Below are 17,051 nucleotides of genomic sequence, written 5' to 3'. Positions count from 1 at the left end.
GTATGCAAGACATTCAATTGAACGTAAACGATTATGATTTTGAATTGCCAGAAGAGTTGATCGCGCAAGTTCCGTTGCTCGATCGGACGAGCTCACGTCTGCTCGTGTTGGACCGTCAGACAGGAGACATCGAGCATCGTCATTTCCGTGACGTGCTCGATTACTTGAACGAGGGGGATGCGCTCGTCGTCAACGATTCGCGCGTCTTACCGGCTCGTCTTTTCGGAGCGAAACAAGAAACAGGCGGGAAAGTCGAGTTGCTCTTGTTGAAGCAGACGGAGGACGATGTGTGGGAAGCACTCGTCAAACCAGCGAAGAAAGTCCGCGTCGGTTCCATCGTCGAGTTCGGTGACGGACTTCTCCGCGCGGAATGCGTCGAGGAACTCCCGGAAGGGGGCCGTCGTTTCAAGTTTGACTACGACGGAATCTTCTACGAGATTTTAGACGAGCTCGGAACGATGCCGCTCCCACCATACATTCGCGAGCAACTTGACGACCAAGATCGCTATCAGACGGTCTATGCGCGTGAACGAGGCAGTGCAGCCGCTCCGACAGCGGGTCTACATTTCACAGAAGAACTGCTCGAGGCAGCGAAGGTGAAAGGGGTTCGATTGATTCCGCTCACGCTTCACGTTGGTCTCGGTACGTTCCGTCCGGTGACGGCTGATTCGATCGAAGAACATACGATGCATAGTGAATATTTCGAGTTGTCCGAGGCATCGGCAGCCGCGCTACGAGATGTGCGGACGAATGGCGGTCGCATCTTTGCGGTCGGTACGACGTCAACACGTACACTCGAAACGATCATGCGAGACCACGGGGACTTCGTCGAGTCATCGGGCTGGACGGACATCTTTATTTACCCTGGTGTCGAGTTGAAGGCGATCGATGGATTGATCACGAACTTCCACTTGCCTAAATCGACGCTCGTCATGCTCGTCTCGGCATTCTCGACGCGCGACATCATCTTACACGCTTATCGGACTGCGGTCGCAGAACGATACCGCTTCTTCAGCTTTGGAGACGCGATGCTCATCACGAGGAAGGAAGTAACAAAATGACAAAACATGCAGTCACATACGAACACATTCACACATGTAAACAGACGGGAGCGCGGCACGGAATCGTCCATACGCCGCACGGGTCGTTCGAGACACCGGTCTTTATGCCAGTAGGGACACAAGCGAGCGTCAAGACGATGGCACCAGAGCAAGTCAAGGACATGGGTGCGAACATCATCTTGTCGAACACGTACCATTTGTGGGTTCGCCCAGGACATGAGGTCATCAAACAAGCTGGTGGTCTTCATAAGTTCATGAACTGGAATGGCGCGATTCTCACGGACTCGGGCGGATTCCAAGTGTTCTCGCTTGCCGACCTCCGAAACATTCAGGAGGAAGGCGTCCATTTCCGTAACCACTTGAACGGCGACAAGTTGTTCTTGTCACCGGAGAAGGCGATGGAGATTCAAAACGCGCTCGGGTCGGATATCATGATGGCATTCGACGAGTGCCCGCCTTATCCGGCGACGCATGAATACATGAAAAAATCGGTCGAGCGTACGAGCCGCTGGGCAGAACGTTGCCTTGAGGCACATGAACGTCCAGAAGACCAAGCCCTCTTCGGAATCATCCAAGGTGGCGAATATGAGGACCTTCGTCGTCAAAGCGCACAAGACCTCGTCTCACTTGATTTCCCAGGATATGCGGTCGGTGGTCTCTCGGTCGGTGAACCGAAAGACGTCATGTATCGTGCCCTCGAGTTCACGACGCCGCTCATGCCGGAAAACAAACCGCGCTATTTGATGGGTGTCGGTTCACCGGATGCATTGATTGAAGGATCGATTCGTGGGATCGATATGTTCGACTGTGTCCTCCCGACACGGATTGCACGGAACGGGACGCTCATGACATCAAAAGGTCGCGTCACGATCAAGCAGGCGAAGTATAAGACAGACTTCGGTCCAATCGATGAGAAGTGTGACTGCAACACGTGTAAGAATTACTCGCGTGCATATGTCCATCACTTGATTCGTGCGGACGAGATGTTTGGCCTTCACTTATGTACGACACATAACCTTCACTTCCTCGTGAAGTTGATGGAGCAGGTTCGTCAAGCGATTCGCGAAGACCGTTTGCTCGATTTCAAAGAAGAGTTCTTCGAAGAATACGGCTACAACAAGCCGAACGCGAAGAATTTCTAAGCAAACGTGTCGGACATTGTGTGACAATGCTTCAGTTTCACGGTATAATGAACCTGATATTGAAGGAAAGGGTGAATGTTACTCATGGAAACAATCGTTGCGTTATTACCAATGATCTTGATTTTCGTCGTATTTTACTTCTTGTTGATTCGTCCACAGACGAAACGCCAAAAAGAAGTACAAGCGATGCAAAACGCCCTCGAGCGTGGCGACAGCGTTGTCACAATCGGCGGTTTACACGGCGTCGTTCATCAAATCGAAGACACACATGTCGTTTTGAAATGCGATCAATCGCTTCTCCGTTTCAACCGAAGCGCAGTTGCGGAAGTCGTGAAAAAAGCGAATGCCTCATTTGAGGAATAAGTAAGTAAGCGTCTGACCATTAATTAATGGTCGGGCGCTTTTTTTTAGTTGAAAACGTCTGATTTTTGACAAAGTATGTCAATCTGATGATTCATCCACCTCATTTCGAAAAATCGGTTTGATTCGTGAAAACGTTTGCATTAATGTCAAGTTGAGAAGAAATTCGAGATGAAGGAGAACGAATGACATGGACGTGAAACGATTTGTACGACCGATGAAGAAGTGGAAAGGGTGGACGTGGAAGCGAAGCGGTACTAAACAGAAGGGGCGTTCGTCTCTCAGAAGACGGATGTCGATTGCGTTGATTCCGACAATCATCGCGCTCGTTCTCGTCGGAGCCCTCGGGTCATACCAGTTGAGACAATCGACTGCCGCGTACGACCGAGTCCTGAACGAAGGGACGCAAGAGATGCTGTTGGCGGAAAATCTGTCGCTCGCGGTGACCGATGCAGAACGTTATTTAAACTACTATATGCTCGTCGCCAACCCGAAAACACTCATCAGTCTACAAAGTGTCCAGGAACAGCGTGACGAATTAATGTCAGCACTCAAGGCATCGTCTTCAGATGAAAAGGTCTTGTCTTGGTTAGGGGATTTAGAGAAGTTTAATGAACTGTTGGACCGTGAGATGACTCGTGCCATCGAACTTCGCCAACAACAAGATGAGATTGGCTACAAGACGGTACTGAATACGAGCGTCACCCCGACGACGGACCGCGTTCGGATGACGGTGACAGATCTTGTCGAATACAAAGGTGAACTCCTCGCGACCGAGACGAAAGCTGTTCAAGCAGATGCGGAGAGCTCGATCCTCTGGATGCTTGTCATTAGCGTCATTGGTGTCGTAATCGGAATTCTGTCCATGCTTGCCTTGCAACGCCTCTTCTTAAAACCGATCAATCGACTTGGCCGTCAAGCGCGAATCATGGCAGGCGGCGACTTGACAGAAGAGGATATCGAGGTCACCTCGAACGATGAGCTCGGAGACCTTGTAAAGGCATTCAACGAGATGAAACAAAACCTTGTCGGGTTGATTCGTCGAGTGGGAGAAGCCTCAGAGAAAGTCACAGCCTATTCTGAAGAACTTTACGCGAGCACAGACCATGTCGCGACGACGACCCAAGGTGTCTCACGATTGTTTGAAGACATGAACGTGGCGGCCCAAGGATCGTCTAAACGAGCAGAGGAAGGGACCATTGGAGTAAATCAAGCGGTCGATGGATTGAACCAGATCGCTGCAGCCTCACAAGGGGTGAACGAACAGACGATTCATACACTTGAAGCGGCAAACGGTGGACTTGAGACCGTTCAATTAGCGGAGAAACGGATGCAGGAGATTCGTCGTGCCAATGAGCTGACACAACAGATGGTGACCCGTCTTTCAAACCAATCACTTGAGATTGAAAAGATCACCCGTTCCATCACCGCCATCACGGAACAGACGAACTTGCTTGCCCTCAATGCGGCCATTGAGGCGGCACGTGCCGGTGAACATGGAAAAGGATTTGCAGTCGTCGCGGCTGAGGTACGTAAGCTCGCCGAAGAATCGAAGCAATCTGCCATTCAAATTCAGACTGTGGTCCGGGATATCCAGCGTGATACGGAACAAGTCGAGACGGCGTTCGAAGAATCGAGCGTCCATGTCGAGAGCGGGGTATCACAGATGGGTGAAGTCGCCTCGGCGTTCCGTGAGATCGTATCGGTCATCGAAGAGACATCACGTCAGATGAGTGAGATTGCAGCGGCGACGGAAGAAGTGAGTGCGAATACGACAGAAGTCGCTGTTTCGGTCGAGGATATGTCTACGAATGCGGTCTCGACGCAACGAAGTGTCGAAGAAGCGGGGGCCAATGTCGAGGAGCAACTCGCGGCCATTCAGGAAATCAATAGTATCGCCGAGACGATGAGTCATATGTCGTCCGAATTAAAAGATGTCGTCCATGTGTTTAAAACGAGATAATAAATGCCCTGACGCGAGGCGTCAGGGCATTGCTCGTTACATTAATAGGATAAGACTCGTCGCCATGACAATCATCCCGGCGACCATTCCGTACATCGAATGATGGGCATGACCATATTCACGGGCCGCAGGGAGCAACTCATCGAGCGAGATGAATACCATGATCCCGCCGACTGCTGCAAACAACAGACCGAAGACGGTGTCGCTCAAGAACGGCATGAGAATTAAAAATCCGATGGCAGCCCCAGCTGGCTCGGCGAGACCCGATAACATGGAGAGCTTGAACGCCTTCTTCCGTGAACCGGTCGCATAATAAATCGGGACGGAGACGGCGATCCCTTCTGGAATGTTATGCAGCGCGATGGCGATGGCGATGGCGACACCGACTGTCGGATCATCAAGCGCCGAGATGAACGTCGCGAGTCCTTCCGGGAAGTTATGAATCCCGATGGCGAGTGCCATGAAAATCCCCATTTTCTTTAAGCGATTTTGTGATTCCGGATGTTGAATCGCAGTTGTTTCATTTGTAGCTGTCGTCGCCAACTCTTGAGTTGACGGGTCGTTCTGCATCGATTCGACGAATTTGACCTCGTGTGGATTCTCCATTTTCGGGATGAACTTATCAATCATTCCAATCAAGAACATCCCACCGAAGAACGCCAGGACGGTATAAATTGTACCCGTATATTCTCCGTGTGCGCCGACGAGCTCCTCGAGCGCTTTCGGGAAAATCTCGATGAATGATACGTAAATCATGACGCCTCCGGAAAATCCGAGAGAGATGGACAAGAAGGCCGTATTCGTCCGTTTCGCAAAGAATGCGATCATACTCCCGATTCCTGTCGCAAGACCTGCGAACAAGGTGAGGAGGAACGCAAAAATAATTGTGCTGTCCATGTGGTAAGACTCCTTTGATGTTGTGATGTTAGCTACATCATACATGAAGTTTTGCCCTTGTGCAACATTTAGTCTTATACGCAAATCAAGGCGTCATTTCAGTAAAGAGACGTTACAATTTTAGGAAAATGATTGATAAATGTTTAGAAAATTTGTAATGTTAACGAGAGAAGTTATATCAAGAACAGTGGTTTAGAAAGGAAATAGTCGTATGTACAAAAAAGGCAATATTGCGATTTTTGCAATCATCATGATTGCGACAATCCTGCTCGCTGTGTTCTCGACACCTTGGGTAGTCAAGAACACGAACCTCGGACTCGACTTAAAAGGTGGATTCGAAGTTTTGTATGAAGTACAACCGCTCGAAGACGGCGACGTCATCGACGAGTCGGCGATGAATGCAACCGTTCGCGCCATCAACAACCGAATCAACGTCCTCGGGGTATCCGAACCGGACGTTCGAATCGAAGAGAACAACCGAATCCGTGTCCAGCTCGCTGGCGTGTCGAACCAAAACGAAGCGCGCGAAGTCATCTCGTCTACGGCGCAATTGACGTTCCGTGACGTGAACGACAACGTCTTGCTCGACGGGAAAGATTTGGCGCCACGTGGTGCGGCTATTGGGTACGATCCTAACAGCGGGGAACCAGTTGTTGAGTTAACCTTACAATCGGCTGAAAAATTTGGTGAAGTAACTGCTGAAATCGCACAGCTTCCCGAACCTGAGAATCGCCTCGTCATCTGGCTCGATTATGAAGAAGGCGACACATACGAGGAAGAGATTCAAAAAGAGAACTCGAAGATTGTGTCAGATGCCCGAGTCACGAGTCAAATCTTGTCGGACAAAGCTATCATTAAAGGTGGAGATATTACAGCTGAGAGCGCAAAGCAACTCGCCGACATCTTGAACGCAGGGGCGCTCCCGGTTAAACTTGATGAAATCTACTCGACGTCGGTATCGGCTCAGTTCGGTCAAGACGCATTAGAAGAGACGGTATTTGCCGCTTCTATCGGGATCATTGCCGTATTTATCTTCATGTTGTTCTTCTATCGTCTACCAGGACTCGTGTCAATCATCACGCTTGTTTTGTATATCAACTTGATCATGTTGTTCTTCAATGGAATCAATGCGGTCTTGACGCTCCCAGGGATTGCAGCACTCGTCCTCGGGGTAGGGATGGCCGTCGATGCGAACATCATTACGGCGGAACGAATCAAAGATGAGCTCCGCTCTGGGAAGTCGGTCTTGTCTGCATTCCGTGCCGGTAACCGCCGATCACTTAGCACGATCATCGATGCCAACTTGACGACACTCATCTCGGCTGCGGTCTTGTTCTATTTCGGACAAAGCTCAGTCAAAGGGTTCGCGATTATGCTCATGATCTCAATCGCGATGACGTTCATCTCGAACGTATTCATCTCACGTTATTTGATGCACCTCCTTGTCTCAAGTCGTCTGTTCGACAAACGTAAAGGATGGTTTGGTGTGAAGGAGAGTGAAATCCGTGAACTTTAAGCTTACTGAATGGAATTACGTCAAACATATGCGCACGATGTTCTTAGTCTCGACGGCAATCGTCGTTCTCGGAATCGGTCTCTTGTTCTTCCGAGGATTGAACCTTGGGATCGACTTCGCTTCAGGAACACGTGTCGAGGTATTAACAGAAGAGCGTGTCTCACAAGAAGAGTTTACGCAAGCGTTCAATGATGCAGGGATCGACCAAGAAATCTCGAGCGTCCAATATGCCGACGAAGGTCGTTTGGCTTATGTGACGTTCGTCGGACAACTAGGTCAAGAGGAAGTCGCGAGCGTCAAGACGGCGTTCACGGAGCAGTTCGGGAACGACCCGAACATCAGCACCGTGTCGGCTCAAGTCGGTCGTGACTTGGCGAAGAACGCCTTGTACGCGGTAGCCGTCGCTTCAATCGGGATCATCTTGTACATCACGGTCCGTTTCCAATTCTCTTATGCGGTCGCGACCGTGGTGGCGATGCTACACGATGCGTTCTTCATGATCGTCGCGTTCTCGCTCTTTGGGATTGAGGTCAACTTATACTTCATCGCAGCGATCCTGACGATCATCGGTTATTCCGTCAACGATACGATCGTTACGTTCGACCGCGTCCGAGAGAATATCACGTCGTATGAAAAAGAACGGAAGATCCGTTCGATGGATGTGTATGAGTCGATCATCAATAAATCGATTCAAGAGACGATTGTCCGTTCGGTCAACACCGTCATCACGGTACTCGTGACGGCCATTGCCTTGTACGCGTTCGGTGCCGAATCGATTCGAAGCTTCTCGCTCGCATTGATCATCGGGCTCTTCATGGGGATGTACTCATCTATCTTCATCGCGTCATACTTGTGGTTGTTAATCAAACGTACGACCATCAACAAGAAAAAAGATACGCCGGTCACAGAGGCGTAACGAGTGGGTCTCCCTTCAAACGGGAGACCTTTTTAAATGTCAAGACGGCACATCTTTCACGCGGTCTGCTATAATCTACAATTGATTGGAGTGAAGGACATGTACCATTCGAAGAAACAGTGGCTCTACCCGGAAACGAACCCGGACGACGTCACACGTTTACAAAACGAATTAAATATATCAGCACAACTGGCGACGTTACTCGTTCAGCGAGGTCATCAGGACGTAGAAGCGGCCAAGGCATTCTTGTATGCCGAGGATGAACTCGTCTTTCATGACCCGTATTTATTCGAACAGATGGAGAAAGTCGTAGCCCGTATCAAGCAAGCGGCGGACGAGGGTGAGATGGTACTCATCTATGGAGACTACGATGTCGATGGTGTCAGCGCATCTTCGGTCATGTGGCACGCTTTGACCGAGATTGGCGTCATGGCCGAATGCTACATCCCGAACCGCTTCACAGAAGGGTATGGACCGAACAAGGAAGCGTTCCAATGGGCAGCGAACGAAGGCTTCACCTTGGTGATCACAGTGGACTGCGGGATCTCAGGGATTGAAGAAGCGACGCTCTTAAAAGACCTCGGTGTCGATTTGATCATTACCGACCACCATGAGCCGAAAGAGACACTCCCGGACGCGTATGCGATCATCCATCCGCACATTGACCCGAGATATCCATACGATAAGCTCGCCGGTGCGGGGGTCGCGCTGAAGGTGGCACATGCCGTCTTAGGAAGGATGCCAGAGGAATTGCTGGATTTGGCCGTTCTCGGAACAATCGCTGACCTCGTCCCACTCGACGGCGAAAACCGATTGCTCGCAAAAAAAGGAATCGCGGCACTCGAAGCTTCGAAACGACCAGGCATTTTGGCGTTACGTGAAGTATGTGGGCTCGGTGACAGCGTGTTGAACGAAGAATCCGTCGGTTTTGCGTTCGGTCCGCGGATCAATGCGGCAGGACGTCTCGATTCGGCGATGCCGGCGCTACAAATGCTCCTTGCCGAACATGTCGAGGAAGCGCTCGAACTTGCGAAGCAACTCGATAAGCAAAATAAAGAGCGTCAAGATATCGTCAAAACGATCACCGCTGAAGCGAAGGAACTCGTCGAAGCGTCCATGACCGAGGACCGTGTACTCGTCGTCGCGAGCGAGAAGTGGAACCCGGGTGTGGTCGGAATCGTCGCCTCCCGTCTTGTCGAGGCGTACTATCGTCCGGTCATCCTCCTTTGCCACGACCCGGAAACTGGTAAGGCGAAAGGCTCAGGACGGTCGATTGACGGGTTTGACTTGTTTAAAGAACTCTCGAAGAACGAAGACATCTTGCCGCACTTCGGGGGACACCCGGCAGCCGCGGGGATGACGCTTCAGTCCGAGAACGTTGCTGAACTGCGTGAACGGTTGAATCGTCAAGCAGAAGGGATTCCAGACGATGTATTCGTGCCACGGGTCAATGTCGATTTGAAACTGACGGTCAATGACGTCTCGCTCGATCTCATCTCCGAGATCGCGAAACTGGCACCGTTCGGCATGGGGAACCCGTCTCCACGGGTCGTCGTTGCGGATGCCAAACTGCGCGATATTCGTCAAATCGGACGTGACGCGACACATTTGAAAGTTCAGCTCGCCGGAGACAAGCGTGAACTCGACGGTATCGGCTTCGGGTTCGGACACGTCGTCTCAGAAATCTCGCAGATGGCTCACATCTCGGTGATGGGCAGTCTTCAAGTGAACGAGTGGAACGGGATGCGAAAACCTCAGCTCATGATTCAAGATTTACGTGTCGATGACTTCCAGGTGTTCGATTACCGTGGGAAGAAAAAGTCGGTACAAGAGTTGAAAGACTTGCCGAAAGAACATACGTCATTCTTATCGTTCCAAGGAATAGCCGAAGATTATCCACTTCATGAAGGAGATGAACCACTCAATCGTTTCGTCGTCTTACTCGACCTACCTGACGATGAAGAGGTTCTTGCAGAAAAACTTCACGAGGGTGTCGAGCGAATCTATTGCGCCTTCGGTCAAGGTGACTCGTTCTTCGAGCGTCTCCCGTCACGTGAGGATTTCCGAACGTATTACGTGCACATGGCGACATGTGAACGGAAAAATCTACGTGAAAACCTGATTCGTCTGTCAAAAGAACGAAAATGGTCAAAAAATACGATTCAATTTATGCATCAAGTATTCTCTGAACTCGAATTTCTTGTTACAATGGAAGACGGACTGCCTGGAGTCAATCCAGAAGCACCGAAACGCGATTTGACCGAAGCGCCGTGCTATCAACGCCGGATTGGGTGCCAACAACTCGAAGAACGTTTCGTTTATGCGTCATTGGCAGAGCTCAAAGAGCGGTTACAATCGTTGCGATCGAACAAGATGCAGGAGGCATACACATAAAATGGATTTCAAACAGCATATTAAAGAAGTAGCAGATTATCCGAAAGAAGGAATCAGCTTCAAAGATATCACGTCACTTATGCAAGATGGCGAAGTCTACAAGAAATCAGTAGACGAGCTCGTCGCTTATGCACGTGAGCGTGGGGCAGAGTTGATTGCTGGACCAGAGGCGCGCGGATTTGTCGTCGGTTGCCCGGCAGCGTACGCACTCGAGCTCGGATTTGTACCAGTTCGTAAAGAAGGAAAGTTACCACGTGAGACAGTACGTGTATCATACGGTCTCGAGTACGGAACGGACATCTTAACGATGCACAAAGATTCAATCAAGCCGGGACAACAAGTCGTCATCTTGGATGACTTGCTCGCGACAGGTGGAACGATTGAAGCGACCATCAAAATGATTGAGCAGCTCGGTGGAGTTGTAGCAGGAATCGGGTTCTTGATTGAACTCGACGGACTCGGCGGACGTGAGCGTCTTGAAGGATATGACATCTTCTCACTCATCCGATACGAAGACTAATTTTTAAACGGGAAGCATATGCTTCCCGTTTTTGAATAGTTTTTGAGGAAAATAACCTACAACCTTTGACAGGTCGTCAGATTTTTTCGATAATGGTTATAAAAATTATAGAATCTTGAATATAAACTACTACCATGCTGCGACGAATCTGAGTCGATTGGAGCGGTAAGAAAAAGGGTGTCGAATGTTATGACCAAAAAACAAATCGTAAGTATTGAGGATCTTCTCGACGCGCTCGGGGAGTATATGGGTGACGACGATATTGCCGAAGTGAAACGCGCTTACGAATACGCAAAACTTCATCATACCGGTCAGTTCCGACGTTCGGGCGAGCCCTATATCCTCCATCCGGTCCAAGTGGCCGGCATTCTCGTTGATATCGGCTTAGATGCCACGACGATTATCGGAGCGCTCTTGCATGATGTCGTCGAAGATACGGATATTTCGTTACAGCAATTGACGGACGATTTTGGTCCGGACGTGGCCATGCTCGTCGACGGCGTCACGAAGCTTGGGAAAATCAAATATAAGTCGAAAAAAGAAGAACTCGCAGAGAACCATCGGAAGATGATTATCGCGATGGCGGAAGACGTGCGCGTCATCTTGATCAAGCTCGCGGACCGTCTCCACAACATGCGGACGCTTCAGCATATGCCGAAAGAAAAGCAAGTCCAAAAGGCAGAAGAGACGCTTGAAATCTTTGCGCCGCTCGCCCACCGCATGGGGATCTCGACAATCAAGTGGGAGCTCGAGGATATTTCGTTACGTTATATCAACCCGCAGCAATACTACAAGATCGTCTCGATGATGAAACAAAAACGGACGGAACGAGAAGCACTCGTCACCTCTGTCATCACGGAAGTGAACGGAGTTCTTGAAGAAGTGCATATCGATGCCGACGTAAACGGTCGACCGAAACATATCTATTCCATCTACAATAAGATGGTGAAGCATAAAAAAGAATTCAATGAAATTTATGATTTGATGGCGGTCCGCATTATCGTCGACTCGATTCGTGATTGTTATGCGGTACTTGGGATCATCCATACGCAATACAAGCCGATGCCAGGACGCTTCAAAGATTATATCGCCATGCCGAAACCGAACATGTATCAGTCGCTCCATACGACAGTGATCGGTCCGAAGGGTGAGCCGCTTGAAGTCCAGATTCGGACAAAAGACATGCATTTCATCGCCGAATTCGGGATTGCGGCACACTGGGCATATAAAGAAGGCAAAAACGTCTCGACGAACGGGTTCGACGAGAAGATTGCCCATCTTCGTGAGATTCTTGAGCTTCAAAAAGATACGACGGATGCCGAAGAGTTTATGGAGTCGCTTAAAGTCGACTTCTTTAGCGACATGCTCTACGTCTTTACACCAAAAGGGGACGTATTCGAGTTGCCGAAAGGCTCTGTCCCGATCGACTATGCCTACCGGATCCATACGGAAATCGGCCATCGGATGACAGGTGCGAAAGTGAACGGTCGGATGGTGCCGCTCGACTACAAACTCGAGACAGGTGACATCATTGAAATCATCACGTCGAAGCACAGTTATGGACCGAGCAAAGACTGGTTGAAACTCGCTGTTTCGAGTCAGGCGAAGAACAAGATTCGCCAATGGTTCAAACGTCAACAGCGTGAAGAGAACGTCGAGAAAGGGAAAGATCTCGTCGAGGCGGAAATCAAGAAACTTGGTTTTGAACCGAAAGAAGTAATCGATGAGCCTGCACTCAGTATCGTCGTCGAGAAATTCAACTTCGGGAACGAGGAAGAGATGTACGCCGCGGTCGGCTACCAAGGCATCACTGCCGCTCAAGTCGCACATAAGTTGACGGAGAAGCAGCGGAAAGAACCGAAACTCGAACTCTCTGAAGCGATCAGTGAATTGAAAGTCAGTCAGGCACCGAAGAAGAAAACGACGGAAGCGGGCGTGACGGTCAAAGGGATCGACAACATGCTCGTTCGCATGAGTCGTTGCTGTAACCCGGTACCGGGAGATGAGATCGTCGGATACATCACTCGTGGACGCGGCGTCTCGATTCACCGGAAAGACTGCTTGAACATCGTCAACGAACAACATCCCGAGCGTCTCCTCGACGTCGAATGGGAAGTCGGACAGGCGAAAGAGAAGAACTATAACGTCGATATCGAAATCACAGGATATGATCGTTCAGGTCTCTTAAACGACGTCCTTCAAGCGGTTTCCGCGACGAATACGAATATCGTGGCCGTCAGCGGTCGTGGCGACCAAAACAAACAAGCCCGCATCTCGATGACGATTTCGATTCCGAACGTGAATCATTTGCAGAAAGTCGTCGAGCGCATCAAACAAATCTCAGACGTGTATTCGGTCAGCCGAGTCATGATGACGTGACGAAAGGAAGAGGAACGTGCGTGTATTATTGCAACGAGTGAAAGAAGCATCGGTCACAGTCGAGGAAGAAGTCGTCGGGGCAATCAACGCCGGATACTTGCTTCTCGTCGGCGTGACACATGAAGACACAGAAGAAGAAGTCAACTGGCTCGCCGACAAGGTGACCGGGCTTCGTGTCTTCGAAGACGATCAAGAAAAGATGAACTTATCGATTCAAGATGTGTCCGGTCAGATTTTATCTGTCTCTCAATTCACATTGTATGGAGATACGATGAAAGGACGTCGACCTGCTTTCACAAAGGCGGCGAAACCGGACATGGCTGAGACACTCTATGAAAAGTTTAACGAACGACTTCGGTCAAACGGACTCGTCGTCGAGACGGGACGCTTCGGGGCGATGATGGACGTCGCTCTCGTCAATGACGGCCCGGTCACACTCATGCTCGAAAAAAACGCTTGACAGATGCCGGCTTCATTCGGCATCATGAAGCATATAGTCAAACACCTACGATAAAGAAGAGTACGGTCAACCCACCAGCAAAGAGAGCGATGCCTTGGCTGAAAGCATCGACTGGATGATGACCCGAACGACACTTTGGAGGTGCTCCCTTGAAAACGAGTAGGGGGAGCCGTCTCATCGGGCGTTAACCGATTTCGAGTGGCAGAGTTTCAAGTAATGGCTCTGCAACGAGGGTGGTACCACGGGAAACTTACACAGGCTCTCGTCCCTTTGCGGACGAGGGCCTTTTTTGTATTTTTAAGGAGGGAAACAAGAATGATGAAAGCACCACGCGGTACACAAGACCTGCTTCCGGGCACGGTCGAGACGTGGCAATATGTCGAGGAAAAGCTTCGCGACATGAGCGCCCGTTATAACTATAAAGAGATCCGCACACCAATCTTTGAGACGACGAACCTGTTCACACGTAGTGTCGGGGAGACGACGGACATCGTACAAAAAGAGATGTTCACGCTCGTGAAGAAAGGGAAAGACGAGTACACGCTTCGCCCAGAAGGAACGGCATCTGTCGTTCGTGCGTTCGTGACGAACAAACTGTTCGGCAATCCGGACCAACCGACGAAGCTTTATTACATGGGACCGATGTTCCGCTATGAGCGTCCGCAAAAAGGTCGTTTCCGTCAGCTTCACCAATACGGTGTCGAAGCGATCGGCAGTAGCGACCCGGCCGTTGACGCTGAGGTCATCAGCCTCGCCTACTCGATTTACAAATCGTTTGGCCTTCAAAAAATCAAAGTCGTCGTCAACTCGCTTGGGGACGCGGAAAGCCGCAACGCCCACCGCGATGCGCTCATCCGTCACTTCGAGCCGGTGGCAGGCGAACTTTGCCAAGACTGCCAGTCACGCCTTTATAAGAATCCGCTTCGCATCTTGGATTGTAAAGTCGACCGCGATCACCCGTCGATGAAGACGGCACCGTCGATCCTTGAATATTTGAATGAAGAGTCGAAAGCCTATTTCGATCAAGTGCTCGCTCAACTCGACGCACTCGGTGTCGCCTATGAAGTCGACCCGACGCTCGTCCGTGGACTCGATTACTACACGCACACGGCGTTTGAAATCATGTCCGAGGCAGAAGGATTCGGCGCCATCACGACACTTTGTGGCGGCGGACGCTACAACGGTCTCGTACAGGATATCGGCGGACCAGACATGCCAGGAATCGGGTTTGGAATCGGCTTGGAGCGCCTCATCCTCGCATTAGAGAATGAAGGGGTCTTACCCGAACTTGAGACAGGACTTGATGTCTTCATCGTCGCGCAAGGTGAGAAAGAAGTCGAATTAACGGCGACACGTCTCTTACAACTCCTTCGCATGGAAGGGTTCAAGGCAGACCGTGATTACCAAGGACGCAAGTTCAAAGGACAATTCAAACAGGCGGACCGCTTGAAAGCCAAGTTCACAGTCATCTTAGGGGATGACGAAGTCGAACGCGGTGCAGCCGCCTTGAAAGATATGATGACTGGTGAACAAGTCGATGTGCCGCTCTCGGCCGTCGCAGACAAAATTCGTGAACTATCGGAAGGAGCAGGACAATGATCGGACGCACACATATGAACGGCCGCGTGACAGAGTCACTCATCGGCCAAGAAGTACAATTAAAAGGATGGGTACAAAAACGACGTGACCTCGGAGGACTCATCTTCATCGACCTTCGTGACCGCACAGGGATCGTCCAAGTCGTCGTTCGCCCAGAAAACGAAGCAGTCCACAAGCTCGCGGAGACGATTCGTAGCGAGTTCGTTCTCGACGTGAAAGGGACGGTTCTCGAGCGCGAGAACAAGAACCCGAACATGCCGACAGGAAACATCGAAGTCATCGCTTCAGAAATCAACATCTTGAACGCAGCGAAGATGACGCCAATCCCAATCGGTGACGAAGCAGAAAACGTCTCAGAAGACCTTCGCCTCAAGTACCGTTACCTCGACCTTCGTCGTCCGGCGCTTCAAGAGACGTTCCGTCTCCGCTCGAAGACATCGAACACGATCCGTAACTTCTTGACGGAGCAGGAGTTCCTCGAAGTCGAGACACCGATCTTGACGAAGTCGACACCAGAAGGCGCACGTGACTACCTCGTCCCGAGCCGTGTCCACGGTGGAGAGTTCTATGCACTCCCGCAATCGCCACAGCTCTTCAAACAGTTGCTCATGGTCGCAGGATTTGACCGTTACTTCCAAATCGCGCGCTGCTTCCGTGATGAAGACCTTCGTGCAGACCGTCAGCCTGAATTCACACAAGTCGACATCGAGACGAGCTTCATGGACATCGAAGACTTGATGGCGATGATGGAATCGATGATGGGCCAAGTGATGGAATCGACGCTCGGTCGTACGGACACACCAGCGAAGTTCGAGCGCATGACTCATGAAGAAGCGATGCGTCGTTTCGGTTCAGATAAGCCGGACACGCGTTTCGGTCTAGAACTCATCGACGTGGCAGACGCGGTGAAAGGTGCCGGCTTCAAAGTATTCGACGCCGCACTCGAATCAAACGGACAAGTCAAAGCGATCAACGTCAAAGGTGAGGCGGACAACTTCTCACGTAAAGACATCGACAAGCTTCAAGAGTTCACGGCAGTTTACGGTGCGAAAGGTCTCGCATGGCTCAAAGTGACGGCGGAAGGCTTGAACGGCCCGATCGCGAAGTTCTTTGACGAAACGTATGCACAGAAGTTAATCGAAGCAACGAATGCAGAGGCAGGTGACCTTCTCCTCTTCGTCGCATCGAAACCAACTGTCGTCGCAGACAGCCTTGGCGCACTCCGCGTCAAACTTGGTCACGACCTCGGTCTCATCGACGAGTCGAAGTTCAACTTCCTTTGGGTGACGGACTTCCCACTCGTGACGTTTGAAGAAGAAGACGGTCGTTTCTACGCGAACCACCATCCGTTCACGATGCCAAACCGTGAAGACCTTCACCTTCTCGAGACAGATCCGGCAAGTGTACGCGCAATCGCGTATGACCTCGTCTTGAACGGTTACGAGCTCGGTGGCGGTTCACAGCGTATTTATGAGCGTGACATCCAGGAGCGCATGTTCAAATTGCTCGGCTTCACGCAAGAAGAAGCAGTTGAACAGTTCGGCTTCTTACTTGAAGCGTTCGAATACGGAACACCACCACACGCAGGGATCGCACTCGGTCTTGACCGTCTCGTCATGATTCTTGCAGGTCGTTCTAACCTTCGTGACACAATCGCCTTCCCGAAAACGGCTTCGGCAAGCGACTTGCTCACGCAAGCACCGAGCCCGGTCGCAGACGCACAACTTGAAGAGTTGTCGATTCGTACGGCAGTAAAAGAGAAAAAGTAAGTATTCAAAAGGAGATTCGCCGCGGCGAATCTCCTTTTTCTGTGTGTGAAATTATATTTTGGCCCACTGCTCGAT

At 50.6% G+C, this 17,051-nt stretch carries 11 protein-coding genes, 1 pseudogene and 1 other annotated feature; of the genes and pseudogenes, 11 read left to right on the top strand and 1 reads right to left on the bottom strand.

What is annotated here, in order from left to right; genetic code table 11:
* The first annotated feature begins 2 nt into the window (after positions 1 to 2).
* From queA to KNO85_RS09185, 4 genes are all read left to right on the top strand, one after another.
* Positions 3 to 1,061, top strand: a complete 1,059-nt coding sequence (gene queA, locus KNO85_RS09200) for a tRNA preQ1(34) S-adenosylmethionine ribosyltransferase-isomerase QueA (RefSeq protein WP_376777883.1) — start codon at positions 3 to 5, stop codon at positions 1,059 to 1,061.
* Complete coding sequence (gene tgt / locus KNO85_RS09195; protein WP_214789289.1) at positions 1,058 to 2,203, top strand: tRNA guanosine(34) transglycosylase Tgt; 1,146 nt, start codon at positions 1,058 to 1,060, stop codon at positions 2,201 to 2,203. Before queA ends, tgt begins: the two co-directional genes overlap by 4 nt.
* 84 nt (positions 2,204 to 2,287) lie before the next feature.
* Entirely contained in the window at positions 2,288 to 2,566 is a 279-nt protein-coding gene (gene yajC / locus KNO85_RS09190; RefSeq protein WP_031421435.1) for a preprotein translocase subunit YajC, read from the top strand.
* Positions 2,567 to 2,753: 187 nt separating this feature from the next.
* Complete coding sequence (locus tag KNO85_RS09185) at positions 2,754 to 4,526, top strand: methyl-accepting chemotaxis protein (protein ID WP_214789286.1); 1,773 nt, start codon at positions 2,754 to 2,756, stop codon at positions 4,524 to 4,526.
* 36 nt (positions 4,527 to 4,562) lie between these two features.
* Here the strand turns inward: KNO85_RS09185 and zupT are convergent, their stop codons facing one another.
* A complete protein-coding gene (zupT, locus tag KNO85_RS09180) occupies positions 4,563 to 5,423 on the bottom strand; it encodes a zinc transporter ZupT (protein ID WP_214789283.1) in 861 nt (286 codons plus the stop codon).
* Positions 5,424 to 5,634: 211 nt separating this feature from the next.
* Between zupT and secD the strand changes: the two are divergent.
* The 7 genes and pseudogenes from secD (at position 5,635) to aspS (ending at position 16,976) form a co-directional block, all read left to right on the top strand.
* Positions 5,635 to 7,855, top strand: a pseudogene (secD, locus tag KNO85_RS14915) (protein translocase subunit SecD).
* 36 nt (positions 7,856 to 7,891) lie between these two features.
* Positions 7,892 to 10,249 carry a single-stranded-DNA-specific exonuclease RecJ gene (recJ, locus tag KNO85_RS09165; protein WP_251130612.1) on the top strand — a complete coding sequence of 786 codons (2,358 nt, stop codon included), beginning with the start codon at positions 7,892 to 7,894 and terminating at the stop codon, positions 10,247 to 10,249.
* A gap of 1 nt (position 10,250) precedes the next feature.
* On the top strand, positions 10,251 to 10,769 hold the full coding sequence (locus tag KNO85_RS09160) for an adenine phosphoribosyltransferase (protein ID WP_214702380.1): 519 nt from the start codon (positions 10,251 to 10,253) through the stop codon (positions 10,767 to 10,769).
* A gap of 189 nt (positions 10,770 to 10,958) precedes the next feature.
* Complete coding sequence (locus KNO85_RS09155; protein ID WP_074035181.1) at positions 10,959 to 13,148, top strand: RelA/SpoT family protein; 2,190 nt, start codon at positions 10,959 to 10,961, stop codon at positions 13,146 to 13,148.
* 16 nt (positions 13,149 to 13,164) lie between these two features.
* Positions 13,165 to 13,608: a D-aminoacyl-tRNA deacylase gene (dtd, locus tag KNO85_RS09150; protein ID WP_031421442.1), complete on the top strand. Its 444-nt coding sequence runs from the start codon at positions 13,165 to 13,167 to the stop codon at positions 13,606 to 13,608.
* Positions 13,609 to 13,646: 38 nt separating this feature from the next.
* Positions 13,647 to 13,881 (top strand) — a binding site (T-box leader).
* 45 nt (positions 13,882 to 13,926) lie between these two features.
* The gene (hisS, locus tag KNO85_RS09145; RefSeq protein ID WP_214789873.1) at positions 13,927 to 15,207 is read left to right on the top strand and encodes a histidine--tRNA ligase; all 1,281 of its coding nucleotides are present in this window, start codon (positions 13,927 to 13,929) and stop codon (positions 15,205 to 15,207) included.
* Positions 15,204 to 16,976, top strand: coding sequence for an aspartate--tRNA ligase (gene aspS / locus KNO85_RS09140; protein ID WP_214789275.1), 1,773 nt, complete (start codon positions 15,204 to 15,206; stop codon positions 16,974 to 16,976). Before hisS ends, aspS begins: the two co-directional genes overlap by 4 nt.
* The last annotated feature ends 75 nt before the right edge of the window (positions 16,977 to 17,051 follow it).

This window comes from Exiguobacterium sp. s124, from assembly GCF_018617485.1.
Lineage (GTDB): Bacteria > Bacillota > Bacilli > Exiguobacteriales > Exiguobacteriaceae > Exiguobacterium > Exiguobacterium aestuarii.
The sequence above is the reverse complement of the archived record's forward strand: the minus strand, read 5'-3'. Positions and strand labels throughout refer to the sequence as shown.

Coding starts and splice junctions, on each gene's coding strand:
- queA (WP_376777883.1), top strand. CDS start 3: ATGCAAGACATTCAATTGAACGTAAACGATTATGATTTTGAATTGCCA.
- tgt (WP_214789289.1), top strand. CDS start 1,058: ATGACAAAACATGCAGTCACATACGAACACATTCACACATGTAAACAG.
- yajC (WP_031421435.1), top strand. CDS start 2,288: ATGGAAACAATCGTTGCGTTATTACCAATGATCTTGATTTTCGTCGTA.
- KNO85_RS09185 (WP_214789286.1), top strand. CDS start 2,754: ATGGACGTGAAACGATTTGTACGACCGATGAAGAAGTGGAAAGGGTGG.
- zupT (WP_214789283.1), bottom strand. CDS start 5,423: ATGGACAGCACAATTATTTTTGCGTTCCTCCTCACCTTGTTCGCAGGT.
- recJ (WP_251130612.1), top strand. CDS start 7,892: ATGTCAAGACGGCACATCTTTCACGCGGTCTGCTATAATCTACAATTG.
- KNO85_RS09160 (WP_214702380.1), top strand. CDS start 10,251: ATGGATTTCAAACAGCATATTAAAGAAGTAGCAGATTATCCGAAAGAA.
- KNO85_RS09155 (WP_074035181.1), top strand. CDS start 10,959: ATGACCAAAAAACAAATCGTAAGTATTGAGGATCTTCTCGACGCGCTC.
- hisS (WP_214789873.1), top strand. CDS start 13,927: ATGAAAGCACCACGCGGTACACAAGACCTGCTTCCGGGCACGGTCGAG.
- aspS (WP_214789275.1), top strand. CDS start 15,204: ATGATCGGACGCACACATATGAACGGCCGCGTGACAGAGTCACTCATC.